The organism is Paenibacillus sp. 1_12 (genome assembly GCF_900114475.1).
Lineage (GTDB): Bacteria > Bacillota > Bacilli > Paenibacillales > NBRC-103111 > Paenibacillus_S.
Genome location: NZ_FOTE01000003.1, coordinates 592,283 through 607,400, shown reverse-complemented (window position 1 = coordinate 607,400; position 15,118 = coordinate 592,283). Strand labels below are relative to the sequence as shown.

The 15,118-nt window shown below is 43.1% G+C and carries 13 protein-coding genes; 2 read left to right on the top strand and 11 right to left on the bottom strand.

All coding sequences use genetic code 11. The features are described from left to right. Positions 1 to 54: 54 nt before the first annotated feature. From BM210_RS10305 to BM210_RS10285, 5 genes are all read right to left on the bottom strand, one after another. On the bottom strand, positions 55 to 1,605 hold the full coding sequence (locus BM210_RS10305) for an extracellular solute-binding protein (protein ID WP_091167577.1): 1,551 nt from the start codon (positions 1,603 to 1,605) through the stop codon (positions 55 to 57). A gap of 23 nt (positions 1,606 to 1,628) precedes the next feature. Continuing rightward, the gene (locus BM210_RS10300) at positions 1,629 to 2,540 is read right to left on the bottom strand and encodes a hypothetical protein (RefSeq protein ID WP_091167576.1); all 912 of its coding nucleotides are present in this window, start codon (positions 2,538 to 2,540) and stop codon (positions 1,629 to 1,631) included. Positions 2,541 to 3,278: 738 nt separating this feature from the next. Then, on the bottom strand, positions 3,279 to 4,499 hold the full coding sequence (locus tag BM210_RS10295; protein WP_091167574.1) for a mandelate racemase/muconate lactonizing enzyme family protein: 1,221 nt from the start codon (positions 4,497 to 4,499) through the stop codon (positions 3,279 to 3,281). Between the two features lie 69 nt (positions 4,500 to 4,568). Continuing rightward, positions 4,569 to 5,186: an SGNH/GDSL hydrolase family protein gene (locus tag BM210_RS10290; RefSeq protein ID WP_091167573.1), complete on the bottom strand. Its 618-nt coding sequence runs from the start codon at positions 5,184 to 5,186 to the stop codon at positions 4,569 to 4,571. Positions 5,187 to 5,275: 89 nt separating this feature from the next. Next, on the bottom strand, positions 5,276 to 6,331 hold the full coding sequence (locus tag BM210_RS10285; protein ID WP_091167571.1) for a tartrate dehydrogenase: 1,056 nt from the start codon (positions 6,329 to 6,331) through the stop codon (positions 5,276 to 5,278). Positions 6,332 to 6,897: 566 nt separating this feature from the next. Between BM210_RS10285 and yhbH the strand changes: the two genes are divergently transcribed. Beyond that, a complete protein-coding gene (yhbH, locus tag BM210_RS10280) occupies positions 6,898 to 8,058 on the top strand; it encodes a sporulation protein YhbH (protein WP_091167569.1) in 1,161 nt (386 codons plus the stop codon). Then, positions 8,055 to 9,488, top strand: coding sequence for a SpoVR family protein (locus tag BM210_RS10275; RefSeq protein ID WP_091167567.1), 1,434 nt, complete (start codon positions 8,055 to 8,057; stop codon positions 9,486 to 9,488). Before yhbH ends, BM210_RS10275 begins: the two co-directional genes overlap by 4 nt. Positions 9,489 to 9,627: 139 nt before the next feature. Here the strand turns inward: BM210_RS10275 and BM210_RS10270 are convergent, their stop codons facing one another. From BM210_RS10270 to BM210_RS10245, 6 genes are all read right to left on the bottom strand, one after another. Beyond that, positions 9,628 to 10,188, bottom strand: a complete 561-nt coding sequence (locus BM210_RS10270; protein ID WP_091167566.1) for an acyltransferase — start codon at positions 10,186 to 10,188, stop codon at positions 9,628 to 9,630. 274 nt (positions 10,189 to 10,462) lie between these two features. Beyond that, entirely contained in the window at positions 10,463 to 11,626 is a 1,164-nt protein-coding gene (locus tag BM210_RS10265) for a DegT/DnrJ/EryC1/StrS family aminotransferase (protein WP_091167564.1), read from the bottom strand. Between the two features lie 115 nt (positions 11,627 to 11,741). Beyond that, a complete protein-coding gene (locus BM210_RS10260) occupies positions 11,742 to 12,389 on the bottom strand; it encodes an acetyltransferase (RefSeq protein WP_091167713.1) in 648 nt (215 codons plus the stop codon). A gap of 18 nt (positions 12,390 to 12,407) precedes the next feature. Continuing rightward, positions 12,408 to 13,004 (bottom strand): sugar transferase, encoded by a 597-nt coding sequence (locus tag BM210_RS10255; protein WP_091167563.1) that lies wholly within the window; start codon positions 13,002 to 13,004, stop codon positions 12,408 to 12,410. 142 nt (positions 13,005 to 13,146) lie between these two features. Beyond that, on the bottom strand, positions 13,147 to 14,214 hold the full coding sequence (locus BM210_RS10250) for an EpsG family protein (RefSeq protein ID WP_091167561.1): 1,068 nt from the start codon (positions 14,212 to 14,214) through the stop codon (positions 13,147 to 13,149). Next, positions 14,211 to 15,104 (bottom strand): glycosyltransferase family A protein, encoded by an 894-nt coding sequence (locus BM210_RS10245; protein ID WP_091167559.1) that lies wholly within the window; start codon positions 15,102 to 15,104, stop codon positions 14,211 to 14,213. The genes BM210_RS10250 and BM210_RS10245 overlap by 4 nt, the downstream gene beginning before the upstream one ends. Positions 15,105 to 15,118 lie beyond the last annotated feature (14 nt).

Genomic DNA, 15,118 nt, shown 5'->3' with positions numbered 1-15,118 from the left:
TGTGCTTTCAATATATCTACCGCCTTTCTGAGAGGTACGGAAATGTGAACAGGCTTATTTACCTTTGGCAGGATCTGCCTGATATTCTTTATTCAGCTCTTCAAGCACTTTCTCACCGCCTGCCTTCTGCCAGCCTTCAAGTGCTGTCTGCCAGCCTTTTTCGTCAAGTTCGCCCATAATATATTTAACACGGGCATCATTAATAATTTTATCCAGCTGGGTGCGTTTCTGGTCATACGTAGCCGAGCTGTATGCAGCTGCAGGATTGACAACAAAAATATTGGAAACAGCTGCAGCCTCTTTTTTCGCGGCTTTATACTTGGCGGTATATTTATCCAGAGTTCCCTCCATAGCCAGGGAACCATCTGAAATCTGCATAGCCTGCTGCATCTGAATCACTTCCGCAGCATATTTGGCAGCTTGCTCAGGTGTACGATCCGCCTTGCCGTCTTTTACAGAATAATGTACGCCTTCTATACCCCACTCGAAGATGTTTTGACCCTCTTTGGTAGAGAGCTTATCAAAGTATTGAAGAATTTTCTTTACCTCGGCTTCCGTCTTGACGGATTGCTTCGGAATAACGAAACTGCCCGACATCCCGGTGTCCATCAGCAGCTTCGTGCCATTTACACCTTTAAGAATACTTGAGGTATCCATTTCTGCACTCGGATTGATCTTGAACAGCTCCGAATGGCGGGAAATAAAATCATTGTCTCCCATTCTGAATCCGAAAAGTCCTTTGTTGCCGTTATCAATATTTTGCACCCGCTCCGTGATAGCAAAATCCTGATTGATCAGTTTTTCCTGATACAAGCGTTTGTACCAGTTCATCGCATCCACATAAGCTTTGCTTTCATGGGCTGGCACGATTTTATTGTCCTTGATTTCCCATACGTTTCCGCCACCGGCTGCTGCTAGAATTAACTTGAAACCGCGAATGCTTTTTTCTTCAGCGAGACCGATTGTATCATTTTTGCCATTGCCATCAGGGTCCTTAGTTGAAAAGGCTTTGATGACTTCATACATTTCATCTAATGTAGTTGGTGGCTTCATACCAAGCTTATTCAGCCAGTCAGTGCGGTAAATCATACCATCACCAACAAGCGAACGAGCGCGATTGATCCCGTAATACTTGCCACCGACTGCAGAGCTTTTCAGAACCTGCGGGTTCAACGCTTTTTCCAAATTCGGAAAATCCTTAAGTAAAGGCCCGATTTCCCAAAATTGTCCGGTCCTCATCGCATTTTTAATATTTGATGGCATGGGCGTACCGACAAGCAGAACCATCGGCAGCTGCCCGGAGGCAATCGTTGCGTTGACCTTCTCATCGTAAGTACCGTTAGGCACCCATTGAATTTGTAAATCCGTATTGGTCAGTTTTTTGACGGCCGAAATGATCGGATCGTTATCCTTGGGAGGCTCTGATAAAACAGATAAATTCATCATCGAGATCGTGAATGGCTTCTCATCTCCCGCGGATGTATTCCCTTTTGTCTTGCTATCTGTTGCTGCGGGACTTGGACCGCTGCAGCCGGCTAATGCTGTCGTAACCAGCAGACTTCCAGCTAGTGTGAGCATAGACTTTGATTTCCATTGAATAGACATTTGATAACCCCCTATGAATATAGTTAAACCGATTGACCGTCTCTCCCTTTCTTGCCTACATCCAACTGATCCTTCAAAGTGTCCTGATCGATTTCTCCTATGAAGTAAGCGCTTGCGCTTTGTAAATAACCAAACCCCATTTTCAGAGCATGCGCATAATGGCTCGTGGGCTCTACTGCTAAAGCTGCTTCCAGCTCATCCTGAGTAAACTTTGCACCCTGACGAAACGCCTGAGCAAGCTGAATGATCGCATCCTCTTCGTTATAAAAGTTCGTGTCGCTAATAAATCGCTTGACTTTATCCGGGTCCGGAGTTAACACAGCTTCTGCATAACGGTCCAGATGAATCGTTTGCTCCTGATGTTTGGCATGCAGCTTATCGAACCAACCGTCAATATCATGAGTATCGGTGACAAACGTCTGCATTTCAAGGAGCATTCGCTGCCAAATAAAGCGGAACGTATCTGTCGCAGCATGGACGTTAAGAGCAGCTGAAGCCTGCAGACTCTCCATGTTGGTTTCGAAATGAGCCTTTCGATAGGGAAATGGCGTGCTATTATTGTCTTCATACAATCTGTGGAAAATGAACGCATCATGATAGATACTGCAGTCCGTTGGGAACTGTCTGGATTCCGGTTCTGCTTCTCGGAATACCACCTTCATCTGACGGTCGGCTGCACGGTGGCACAACCAACCCAGAACAAAAGCTAGCTTATAGTCCAACTTCTCCTCTATTTTCCGTTCATCCCAGTTCGTCCGGTATTTTTCCAATAACGCAACTGTAAATTTATCCCCGGAGCGGGTTACACTGCCGAACTGCGAAAACTGGATATGGGCGCGGCCTGCTTCTTTGAAGGCTTTGCAAATGCTGTCGGTGGCAAACATCATATTAAAGCAATCTTCTACAACCGCTGTATGGGTTACGTTCTCTGACATTTCTCATCCTCCGTTTAATTGGCATATTGGTATTTGGGATGCTTCCTCTTTATTGGGTGGTGAACGTTCCATAAACGGATGATTGTTCATAGGTCCTCCTTGCTATTCAGATCCATTTTTGGTTTCCTTATCGTTGTTGGTCTGAGCATAGCATTGGAGCTCCATAACTAGATACAATCAATACAAAGCCATTTTCTCAAATGTCGGCAAATAGTGATGCAGCAAGCTTTTTCATACCGAAACAATCTTCAGCGGGTCTGGGCATAATCATAAGCAATCCTGATTTGCAGTAAGAGCCAGCCCCTGACGAGATCAGGATTATTCGGCTTGACCCACATTTTCAGCAATTGCCTAGTTATTAGCATGTACAGCCTGTACAGTCTGTTCGAGAAATAGACAGCAGTTCATTTTCTATAAATTTACATACTATATAAGACGAACCAAAGAAACACACAGCCCGAGCGGAGAAAGCGGACCCTTCTGGAGAAACGAAGTGTTCGCCTTTGCAGACGGATTCTTACCCCTATGAGGCTAAGAATACAAAGAATCTGGCTGCAACAGCGATTGGAAGAGGGGTCTGCTTTCGCAGCGCCTCATTGCACAAAAAAACCTTCAGAACCACATTGAAGTGGAACTGAAGGTTTTACAGTTGGCAAAACCGGATCAAGTAAGGTTTATTTCCGTGCTGGTGATTTCTGTCTCCAGCTTGTCCGGCTTCAAACCATGCGCAACGTTAGTTTAAAGAACGTATGCTTTACGAAGCTCTTTCTCAACAACCTTAACATCCATACCCAGACCTGGAGCAGTAGGCGCTCTAAAAACACCATCTTTCACTTCCATATGCGGTGTGAATAAATAATCGGTTACTTTGACCCCTGCTTTATCTTCTTGAAACTTCCCAATATTCGGAATGTACGATGCAAAATGAAGCATATAGATATATCCGTAACCGCCCGAAATATGAGGTGTAACCGGTATGCCCTTTAAAGCCGCCATTCTGGCAACACGGGTATTCCTGATAAATCCACCGTTATATTGTAAATCGGGCTGTACAACCTGTGCGGCGTCATTGTCAATAATCCATCTAAACCGTCTTATGCTCGTTTCCTGTTCACCGAAGGCCAGAGGAATTTGAAGCGCGTCCGCAACCTCCTTGGTATCTTCAAGATGCTCGAATGGGCAAGGCTCTTCATAGAAGAAAGCACCAATATCCTGCAAAATTTTGCCATATTCAATAGCTACAGCAGGATCATAGGAGCCATTTCCGTCAGCATGTATGGTGAAATCGTCTCCGAACGTTTTGCGCGTTAAATGAATGAGCGATTCTGAACGTCCTTTTATGGAATCAGCATTTTTGCTCATCCGGCCGCCTACCTTGAATTTCACTGCTCTTGCTCCAGTTTCCGCGACCTTTTGCTGCAGAACTTCAATTTCCTCTTCTGGTGTCGTGCCTCTGTTGCCGCTTGCTACATAAATAGGGATCTCGTTTCGAATGACGCCTCCCAATAAATCCCCGATTGGCTTGCCAACGATTCGGCCCATCATATCAAGCACGCTCGCCTCCAACCAAGATATGCAGCACCACAAAGCAAGACCAGACAGCTTATAATTGTTTTCATAGACATACACACCGTCCAGCAGCTTTTCCAGATCTCTGGCATCCTTGCCTATAAAATAAGGAATGATCAACTGCTTGAGCAGAGGATATAAGTAAGCTGCACGTTCACTCGCCACAGCCACACCTTCTGAACCATCAGTCGTCCTTGTACGCAAGAAATATAAACCGTTGTTAAACAGCATTTCCATAGACTCTATGATTAATGGAGATGTGATGCCTTCAACATTAAGCACGGTAGAATTCGCTGCCGCCTCCAAATCCGCAATACTTACGTTACTTTTTGCTTGGGTAAGCGAACTGTCTAAATGAAGATAAGATAAGTCGTTATATGTGTTTATCATCAATGAACCTCCTACTATTTTTGTTACTTGCTCTGCTCTGGATTCACCAGACTTTTGAAATGATCGTGACTAGGCATCGGCAAATTGTGCATGTACATAACCGGAAATAAAGGCGGCCTGTAGTTTCCTGACCTCATCTGTATAGTGCACGTGATCAAGGAATGCTTCTTCACCCAGCTTGCTACTGAAGCCATACAAATCAAGGATTAAGATTCCACGCTCCCGCATAATCGCGTCCGCAGCAGCATTGTATTCCAGGACATCAGCGTGAAAACGATGGAAATTTCGGGACTTCGCATTATGGATATGATCAATAACGTCAGTAGTTCGGATCCATACCAAGGAATTCGACATTTTGCATGCAAGGTCCACAATTCCCGAAATGTTATCACGATATTGCACAAGTGTAATCTGCTTGTTGCCGGTCACAAGATCGGTTTTCAAGTCGTGAAGCCCACAGTTTAACAGGAGAATATCGTATTTTGTCCCTAAAGCCTCTGCCGATTCCAAATACGCCATAACCATGCTGCTATCTCCGCCATTAGCCCCAAGCGGCTGATCCAAATCGATCATAGCTTGAGTCTCGCCTCTTTTGCGATCATATCCAAATTCGCCTTCCAATTGTTCTTTTAAATAAGGACCATATTGGATTGAAATGCTGTCACCTATTACGAAAATGTGTCTCATTCCGCACCCTCCCTTACTGACAACTATAATGCTATGAACGATTTTCCTAATTACTATTTTAAAAAGCAGCAACCTTCATCTAATGGTGCTTATTGCTTGAGCCTTTTGCATATTTCGGATGTGACCTCTGTCGTTGTTGAAGTTCCTCCAATATCACGGGTTTTGATACCGGAATCGGTTACATCCTCCACCACATTCAACAGCCGCTCCGCCATCTCGTGCTCCCCCAAGTGCTCCAGCATCAGCTTGGCTGTCCAAATCTGACCAATCGGATTGGCCAGGTTCTGCCCTTCAATATCCGGTGCGGAGCCATGAACAGGTTCGAACATGGACGGATACTTACCGTTTAGGTTAATATTGGCAGCAGGGGCAATACCAATGCTTCCCATAATCGCCGCTCCAATGTCTGTCAGGATGTCCCCAAATAGATTACTAGCTACAACCACATCAAAAACATGAGGTTTGGTTACAAAAAATGCCGCTAGTGCATCAATATGCGTAGATGTTGTTTGAACATCTGGATAATCATGGCTTACTTCTTTAAAAACACCATCCCAAAAAGGCATCGTATGTACGATTCCGTTCGATTTCGTCGCACTGGTGACATGCCCTCTTCGCTTTTGTGCCAGCTCGAACGCATAGCGCATCGCTCTTTCGGTTCCTTTTCTTGAGAAAATGGCGCTTTGGATGGCAAGCTCATCCTCTCCTTTATGGATACGCCCACCGATTTCACTATATTCACCCTCACTATTTTCTCTGACTACCAGCAGGTCAAAATCATTGGGCTTTAACAGCGGCGACTCCAACCCACGGAAATATTTCGCTGGACGTACATTAATGACCTGTTCGAATTCACGGCGAATTTTGATCAAAAGGCCCCACAACGAAATATGGTCTGGCACACGTGTTGGATCACCCACCGCACCCAGAAAAATCGCTTCGAAGCCTTGTAAAGTTTGCATGCCATCATCCGGCATCATTTGTCCATGCTTCATATAATAATCGCAGCTCCAAGGGAAGCTTGTATAGGTAAAAGAAATCCCTCCATGCACCTCAGCCAAAGTATCCAGTACATCCAGTGCAGCCGGCACGACCTCCTTACCGATACCATCTCCTGGAATAACCGCAAGCTCAAATTTTTTCAACCACTTCACCTCTCCTCTCTGCTCTATTCATTTCTTAGTTTTCTTCCTGCACCCTACACTCACAGTGAACTCTGCTTAGCATGATGCGTTGGACAGAGCACAGTAAGGTAAATCTTATACTCATTTTAATACAACAAGCGATTACATGATATAATCTTTAGCTTACATCTTCAAAGAGCCTTATCCAATAGTACTTTGTGCATGTCAATAATCATTAGCAAGCATATCTATAATCTTCTCCTACTGCCCATATCGGGAGCATTAAGATAGACCACTCTGTTAAATTTATCATTTATTTACTAAATTTTATATTTATTAAAAATTTGCCGATAGAAAAAACCTTTCAAAAATAGCCATGCGTCCTATCACATATCCCCCTGCTGCTTGAATATATTTAGTAACAAGCACTCATTTTCCCGCTGCTTGCTCTTAAGCCATTTAAGACTTGCGAAGTCTGTTTGGCTTCCCAAATTTCAGTGAAAGCTTACGCAGTCAGTTTCTCCGCAAACTCAACAAATGCTTACGGAGTTAGTTTTGCTTCGCAAAACTCTAAGGAGGTGTCCGTCATGACAGAGCCCTTGTTTACCGTATCCCGCGAGGATTGGTCCCTGCATCGCAAAGGCTATCAGGATCAAACCCGCCATCAGCAAAAAGTACGTGAAGCAATCAAGCAGAACCTGCCTGATCTGGTTAGCGATGAGAGCATTATTATGTCCGATGGCAAGCAAATCATCAAAGTGCCCATTCGCAGTCTCGACGAATATCGCCTTCGGTATAATTACAATAAGAGCAAACATGTTGGTCAAGGAGATGGAGATAGTCAGGTCGGAGACGTCTTAGGCGTTGACCCGACTCCTGCCAAGGGACCCGGTAAGGGAGAAGGTGCTGGCGATCAGCCTGGGGAGGATTATTATGATGCGGAAATTGAGATGGAAGAATTACAATCGCTGCTCTTCGAGGAATTAGAGCTGCCCAATTTACAGCAGAAGGAAAAGGATGTGCTCACCTCCAAAGAAGTTATTTTTAACGATATACGCAAAAAAGGGATCATGTCCAATATCGATAAAAAGCGGACGATTCTCGAAAATTTGCGACGCAATGCAACAGCAGGTGATCCCGGCATTCACCATATTAATCCCGACGATCTCCGTTTCAAAACCTGGGATGAAAAGATTACACCGCAATCCAACGCACTGATCATCGCTATGATGGATACGTCTGGTTCCATGGGCTCCTTTGAAAAATATATGGCGCGCAGCTTCTTTTTCTGGATGACGCGTTTTTTGCGTACCAAATATGAGCATGTAGAGATTGTATTTATTGCTCATCATACTGAAGCCAAGGAGGTAACCGAGGAGGAATTTTTTACCAAGGGCGAGAGCGGCGGCACCATTTGCTCCTCTGCTTATCAACTGGCTATGGATATGATCGACCGCCGCTATCCACCTTCCCGTTACAATATATATCCTTTTCACTTTTCTGATGGCGATAATCTGACCTCGGATAACGACCGCTGCGTGAGATTGATCGGAGAGCTTGTCGCACGCTGCAATCTGTTCGGCTACGGGGAGGTCAATCAATATAACCGCAGCAGCACACTGATGTCGGCCTATCGCAATATTCATAATCCCAAGTTCGTTCATTACGTGATCAAAGAGAAAAATGAAGTATACAAAGCACTGCGTACCTTTTTTCCTAATGCCTCTTCAGGGAGGGCTGTGCAATGAATAGTACCGATATGCAGGAGCTTCGAACGTCTATTGCTGAGATTACGGAGATTGCCAGCGGCTTTGGACTTGACTTCTATCCGATGCGGTATGAAATTTGCCCCGCCGACATCATCTACACATTTGGAGCCTATGGCATGCCGACCCGCTTCAGCCATTGGAGCTTTGGTAAGACATTTAACAAAATGAAAATGCAGTACGATTTTGGACTCAGTAAAATCTATGAGTTGGTCATTAACTCCGATCCTTGTTATGCCTTCCTGCTGGATGGCAATTCTTTAATCCAGAACAAGCTGATTGTGGCTCATGTGCTGGCCCACTGCGATTTTTTCAAAAACAATATGCGCTTTTCCAAAACCAACCGCAACATGGTCGAAAGTATGTCTGCAACCGCTGAGCGTATCCGGCAGTATGAGGTTGAATATGGAACCGATGAGGTCGAGCGTTTTATCGATGCCGTACTTGCGATTCAGGAGCATGTTGACCCGATTATCTCCAAACCCTATGAGGCAGGACGTTATGGAGGCGGTAAGAACAAAGAGCAATCTCCCGATCCGGATAATCGCGACCGCAAGCTCGGCTATGAGGACTTGTGGAATTTGGATCACCCTGTCAAGGAGAAGGAAACGCGTAGTCAAGAGCTGCCGAAGTTCCCGCCCGCTCCCGAAAAGGACCTTGTCCTGTTTATAGAAGAGCATGCTCCTCACATGGCTCCGTGGCAGCGTGACATTATGACAATGCTTCGCGATGAAATGTTATATTTCTGGCCGCAGCTGGAAACGAAGATCATGAACGAAGGCTGGGCTTCGTATTGGCATCAAAGGATTTTGCGGGAGCTGGATCTTAACGTGGAAGAAACCATTGAATATGCGAAGCTGAATTCGTCCGTCGTTATTCCATCACAGCACAGCTTGAATCCTTATTATCTGGGCTTAAAAATGTTCGAGGATATTGAGAAACGCTGGGATCAGCCCACCCAGGAGGAACGGGATCGCTTAGGCCGCAAGGGTGGTGAAGGTCGGCAAAAAATGTTCGATGTCCGCGAATATGATTCAGATATATCGTTCGTCCGCAACTATATGACCAAGAAGCTGGTTGATGAGCTGGATCTGTATGTATTCGAGAAAAAGGGGCCCGAGTGGAAAATAACCGATAAATCGTGGGAAAGCATCCGTGATCAGTTGATTTATTCCCGTGTGAATGGCGGGTTTCCCTACATCGTTGTGGAGGATGGGAATTATGACCGCAACGGGGAGCTATACTTAAAGCATGCTTACGAAGGTATGGAGCTGGATTTGAAATATGTAGAAAGAACGATGCCCTACATTCAACAGCTGTGGGGAAAAACGGTGCATTTGGAATCGATTGTGGAAGCAAAGCCTGTGCTGTTCAGCTATGACGGTAAGAAGCACAACAGGAAGTTTTTGTGACTATGATGTAGAAAACAGCTCGTGAACCCTTGTAAAAAATGAGGATCTGAGGGAGGACAACAATCTCTCAGATCCTTTTGTCAACTTCGGATATGATACCTGAAACCGTCTCCATTTTCTGACTTTGCTTGATGTTATTTCATTTCACAAAACCAATTCGATTTTTCAGTTCCTCAAACATCTGATCCCTCTTTTGATCAGTTATTTCCCCACCGAGTGTATAGTCATAATCGTATATCGGAGATGTCTTTTGATTCAATTTAGTCTTTTCGATATATTCCTCAATGGTACATATTACTTTTGCTGGATTTCCCGCTGCAACACTATTATCAGGAATAGATTTTGTTACAACACTTCCCGCAGCTACAATAGAGTTCTTGCCTATGGTGACTGCTGGCATGATAATGGCTCTTGCTCCAATAAACACATTATCTTCAATTATTACATCGCCAACTTTTGTATAGCCAATTAATTGTTTTGTGCTGGCATCATGTGCTAATAAATAAGCTTGAGGGGCGATAGTCACATTGTTACCAATTCGAATAAGCCAGCAATGCGAGTAATCAAAGAGCACATCTGGTTGAATTGAACAGTTCTTACCAACCTTCATTCCTAATTTAATGTAGTCTTCCATCCAAATTTCTTCTAATACTTTTTTCCTTGTCCTTACAATCAAAAATACGATTATTTTTTTGATCATGCTTTAGTCACCCACCTCAGGAAATGGATTTTTAAAGTTGACTTTGGATCGCTTTTACCAGTTGAAACCACGGAAATTAAAGTGAGGGCGCACTAACTGAAATTTTGAAAAAATCGAAAGACTGAAGGTTGTGTATTTCGTGGCTGAATTGGGTGAGTTCGATGCTGAGGATCAGAAGATACATAGACCTTATTGTTTCGCAAAAACAACTAAAAACCTAGACAAAGGGCTATCCCGTGGGTCTCTGTAAACCTCTTGAACAGCCCCTTATTTACTAGGTAATGAGTTTATTCAGTATGGAGCTTTTAATGCAATCGATAACTCTCATTTGGTCCTCTTCCGTCATATTGGACCCGGATGGAAGACACATCCCTGTACGGAACAATCTCTCAGAAACACTTACGTTTTCGCTATGTGAATAATACGAAGTCCCTTCATAGAGAGGCTGCAGGTGCAACGGCTTCCAGACCGGACGAGCTTCGATGTTTTCTTCAGTCAACGCTTCAAGTAATTGTTCAATAGTTACACCGAGTTGACTTTCATCAATTGTGATTGCAGTAAGCCAACGGTTTGACCTTGTATTCTCTAGCTCCGGCATAAATTGTATACCAGAAATATCCGACAAGCATTGACGGTATCGATCAAAAATAGCTCTTCTTGCATTCACTCGCTCATCCAGTACCTTTAATTGAGCCCTGCCAATACCTGCCAACACATTGCTCATTCGATAATTGTATCCCAGCTCGCTATGCTGATAGTGAGCGGCAGCATCTCTTGCTTGAGTCGCCAAAAACCTCCCCTTCGTAATGGCATCTGCAACATTAGATACAAGCATTCCACCACTGGAGGTCGTAATAATTTTATTGCCGTTAAAGGAGTAGATACCAAATTTACCAAATGTACCACTTGCACGACCTTTATACGTTGAGCCTAATGACTCTGCTGCGTCCTCAATAACAGGTATCCTATAGTGATCACACAAAGTCAGAATTTCATCCATCTTAGCGCTTTGTCCATATAAATTCACTACAATAACTGCCTTAGGCAGCTTTCCTATCCGATCAGCATCCTTTAGTGCACGTTCCAAAGCAACAGGTGACATATTCCAGGTTTCCGGTTCCGAGTCAATAAACACTGGTTGGGCTCCCTGATAGATGATAGGATTTGCACTAGCCACAAAAGTTAAGCTTGAACAAAAAACGAAATCTCCTGTTTTTATATCCAGCAAACGCAGAGCCAGATGAATAGCCGCTGTTCCAGAGCTTACAGCAGCCGCATTTTGGATACCGACGTAAGCCGCAAATTCGTTTTCAAAGTTATCAACATGAGGTCCTAATGGAGCAATCCAGTTGGTTTGAAAGGCTTGTGCAATGTATTCTTGCTCTTGGCCACTCATATGGGGAGAAGACAAATATATTCGCTTTTTTATTGATGTCATATGACGAAACACCTTTCATATTAAAATGTGGGATTAAGATTTATGATAAACCGTAATTTCCGGACGGCCAAATAGTCGTATTGGTAAAGTTTCAGCGCATTGATCATTCTTACGATCAACTGTCCATCGATCTTTTATTCTTATTAATCACCTTCGCCGGAATTCCAACGGCTGTACAGTCCGAGGGAATGGAGTGGATAACGGTAGAGCCTGCGCCTATTACCGACCTCTCCCCAATGGAAAGTCCAGGAATAATAGTTGCCCCCGCACCGATCATACACCCATGTTTAACTTTAACATCTCCAGTAAGGGTTGCCCGAGGAGCAATGTGCACATAATCTCCAATACAATTGTCATGCTCAATAATAGCAGACGTGTTAATAATCGTGTATCGACCAATTATTGCGTCAGCCTGAACAACGGCATTGGCCATGATAACAGTTCCCGAACCAACGAAGGCGCTTGGACTGATTACAGCTGTTTCGTGTACCAGTGAGATATAAGATTCATGAGATAGTCCTAACTTCGAGACAATCGACTGTCTGATCTCATTATTCCCAATAGCGATAATAAATTTGATCCCTTCATATAAGCTAATAATATGCTGCGCTGAAGATATAGGTCCTGTATATATGTCTCCGTTCGATGTTAACTGATCATATTTATCATCCAGGACAGCTTTTACACAATAGTCCTCCTTTGAGCTTATGATGTCTCGAACAACTTTGCTGTGTCCGCCTGATCCAATTATTACGATGTTCAGTTTTTCCACATCCTTTTCCTAAGAAAGCTTCGACCCCATGAACTTCTCCATCGTTACATGATTAGCATGGCTGACCCCTTCGGGTTTGAAGACTTTAAGAAATGTAGCCACGATGATTCTGGCATCTAGTGCTCCACTTTGATTGTCTACATACCACACATCTAGCTTGAATTTTTCTTCCCATGAAATCGCATTTCTTCCATTAATCTGAGCCCACCCTGTTATCCCCGGTCTCACTAAATGACGCCTCGCCTGCTCCTCCGTATATAGTGGTAAGTAATCCATTAATAATGGTCGAGGTCCTACTAAACTCAGATCCCCCTTAATGACGTTAGCGAGCTGAGGAAGCTCATCCAGACTATATTTACGCAAAATTTGACCGAAGGACGTCAGTCTTACAGAATCCGATAAATAGTTCCCATCACGGTCCCTTGAATCCGTCATCGTACGAAACTTATATAAAATAAACGGCTTACCATGTAAACCAGGACGCTCCTGCTTAAAGAGAATCGGTGAACCTAACTTGAATCTGACTAGAATGGCCAATACGATGATCAATGGAAATAATAGCAATAGCATCATAACAGAAACCATTATATCAAAAAGTCTTTTCATCTTCTCCACTCCTCAAGTGACAATCGAACCAGCAATACATGCTTTCAGGTTATTTCCACCATTACACATGGAAACGATTGAACTGCGACCGCTTAAAGTTCCCATTCCAATCACATATTGCTTTAAAAGTATCTCAGTTCATTCATAATTTAAAAAAGTTACTTGTATATCTAATATTTAAACTAATAACACTCTCATAGTAGTAATAGATACAATAACATACCAAAATAGCGTAATAAACGAGCTTACGATCTTTGGGCACAAACAATTCTATGATCCAAGGGATAAGAATAAGGATATACAACCCGAAATAAATACTAAATCTAGCAAATATCCACTGTTGCGTCGAAATCAACATCACTACGACATTAATTAAGCACATATTGACGATGTAATCGCTCTTTGGAAAAATTCGCCTTAATTTTTCTCGTCCAAAATAAGCAATGATGAGAGGCGCAGCTGTCACAATAACTCTTAAAAAATTGGCGCCATGCGTTTCCAAGTTTTCATACTCGCTATATTTGGTATCTTTAATTACGCTGAAAAAAGCTTGTGAGAATTGACCATAGCCAAATACAAATAACACGGCTAATGTGAGAAGTAAATAGGTTTGAGTTGTCCAGGCCTTTTGACGTACGATAAAGTAAATAGGAATTAGAATAAGTGCCGATTGATGTATAGTTGAAGCAATGAGCACTATAACCATGTACTTCTTCCAGTTGCCGTCAAATATATATTTCGTTGCAGCAAAGAGAAGAGCTCCCGCAAGAAACTGTCTAATTCCATTCATGGAAACCAAATATTGTCCGCTTGTAATGTAGAGAAAAATACTTAATTCAAAAAACCTTGAGTATTTAAGTAATACAAGAAGGATGAGTACGTTGGTCACCAATGCAACTACGAATATAAGCAGTTGTGGGTCCATCGAAATGTATTGTAACACATATTGTATGAGATTAAATCCAAAATCAGCCTTAAACAGGATATTTTCCAAACTAAATACCGTTGTACGATAAGAATACATGTAGAAATACGTATCGCCTATGCCATTTCGCAATCCAGAAACCAGAACCATCACAGTGATCACAATAAATACAAGCACCTTATTAGGCTCGACAAATAGATGACCTGTCAAAGTTGGTTTAGCAACAAATCTGGCTAATAGCGCAATCATAAACGTGCTGCATAAAGTAATCCAAAATACCGTCATTTCGCAATCCTTTTATTCTTATATTGGATATAAACATAGAGCATCGCACCGAGTGGAGTTGCCATTAAGGTCGTCCATTTGCAAGGCGACTCTAACAAATACTTATAATTACCAAGCATAATATTGCTCGAAATATAATGTACGGATTCCCGAAATCTCTCCTTGAAAGAAGGAGCATACTGCATGGCCACTTTTCTAAAAAATGAAAATCCGCGTGGGTTCTTTTGGTACTGCTTGATCATGTTCAAGCTCGAGCCATCAGGCAAATATTCTACATAACAAAGAACTTCATTAACAACCAATAGCGGGTACTGTTGGTCTATAAGAACATATTTATAGCTGAGTGGGCAATATTTCTCATTAGGATATATTGGATAGGGTGGGCACTTTCGCGTTAGTTCGGACCTATATACGAGTTTTTTGTCACCTTGAACCTTGTGCTTATCATAAAGATCAGTGAGCGTTGTCACTCGCAGCCCTTCCGGCATCCTAGTTCCTATGACTTCTCCAGCAGGTGTCGCATCTAATCCTACCATTCCGGCGTACGCGTCACTTCCGTTTTTATCCCAAAATGAAATGATGGTTTCCACGGCATTATCAGACATATAGTCATCGGAATCAATGCACACATTTAGCTCCGTATCGATTAATTCATAAGCGGTGTTATGTGCTCCATGCATCCCCAGATTGTCTTGATAATGATAGCGGATGTTAAGGGTTCCCTCGGAAATCCAAGAATCGACTAATTCTTTGGTATTATCAGTAGAACCATCATCGATGATGAGCCACACAAAATCTTTGAATGTCTGTCTTAATAAGCTTTCATAACAAAGGTGAAGCGTGTACGCACGGTTATACGAAGGGGTGAAAATAGTTAAAATAGCAGTCACGACAAATAACCTCC

What these genes read in the sequence shown, in the direction of transcription:
- BM210_RS10305 (WP_091167577.1), bottom strand. Translation starts at nt 1,605, where the DNA reads ATGTCTATTCAATGGAAATCAAAGTCTATGCTCACACTAGCTGGAAGT.
- BM210_RS10300 (WP_091167576.1), bottom strand. Translation starts at nt 2,540, where the DNA reads ATGTCAGAGAACGTAACCCATACAGCGGTTGTAGAAGATTGCTTTAAT.
- BM210_RS10295 (WP_091167574.1), bottom strand. Translation starts at nt 4,499, where the DNA reads ATGATAAACACATATAACGACTTATCTTATCTTCATTTAGACAGTTCG.
- BM210_RS10290 (WP_091167573.1), bottom strand. Translation starts at nt 5,186, where the DNA reads ATGAGACACATTTTCGTAATAGGTGACAGCATTTCAATCCAATATGGT.
- yhbH (WP_091167569.1), top strand. Translation starts at nt 6,898, where the DNA reads ATGACAGAGCCCTTGTTTACCGTATCCCGCGAGGATTGGTCCCTGCAT.
- BM210_RS10275 (WP_091167567.1), top strand. Translation starts at nt 8,055, where the DNA reads ATGAATAGTACCGATATGCAGGAGCTTCGAACGTCTATTGCTGAGATT.
- BM210_RS10270 (WP_091167566.1), bottom strand. Translation starts at nt 10,188, where the DNA reads ATGATCAAAAAAATAATCGTATTTTTGATTGTAAGGACAAGGAAAAAA.
- BM210_RS10265 (WP_091167564.1), bottom strand. Translation starts at nt 11,626, where the DNA reads ATGACATCAATAAAAAAGCGAATATATTTGTCTTCTCCCCATATGAGT.
- BM210_RS10255 (WP_091167563.1), bottom strand. Translation starts at nt 13,004, where the DNA reads ATGAAAAGACTTTTTGATATAATGGTTTCTGTTATGATGCTATTGCTA.
- BM210_RS10250 (WP_091167561.1), bottom strand. Translation starts at nt 14,214, where the DNA reads ATGACGGTATTTTGGATTACTTTATGCAGCACGTTTATGATTGCGCTA.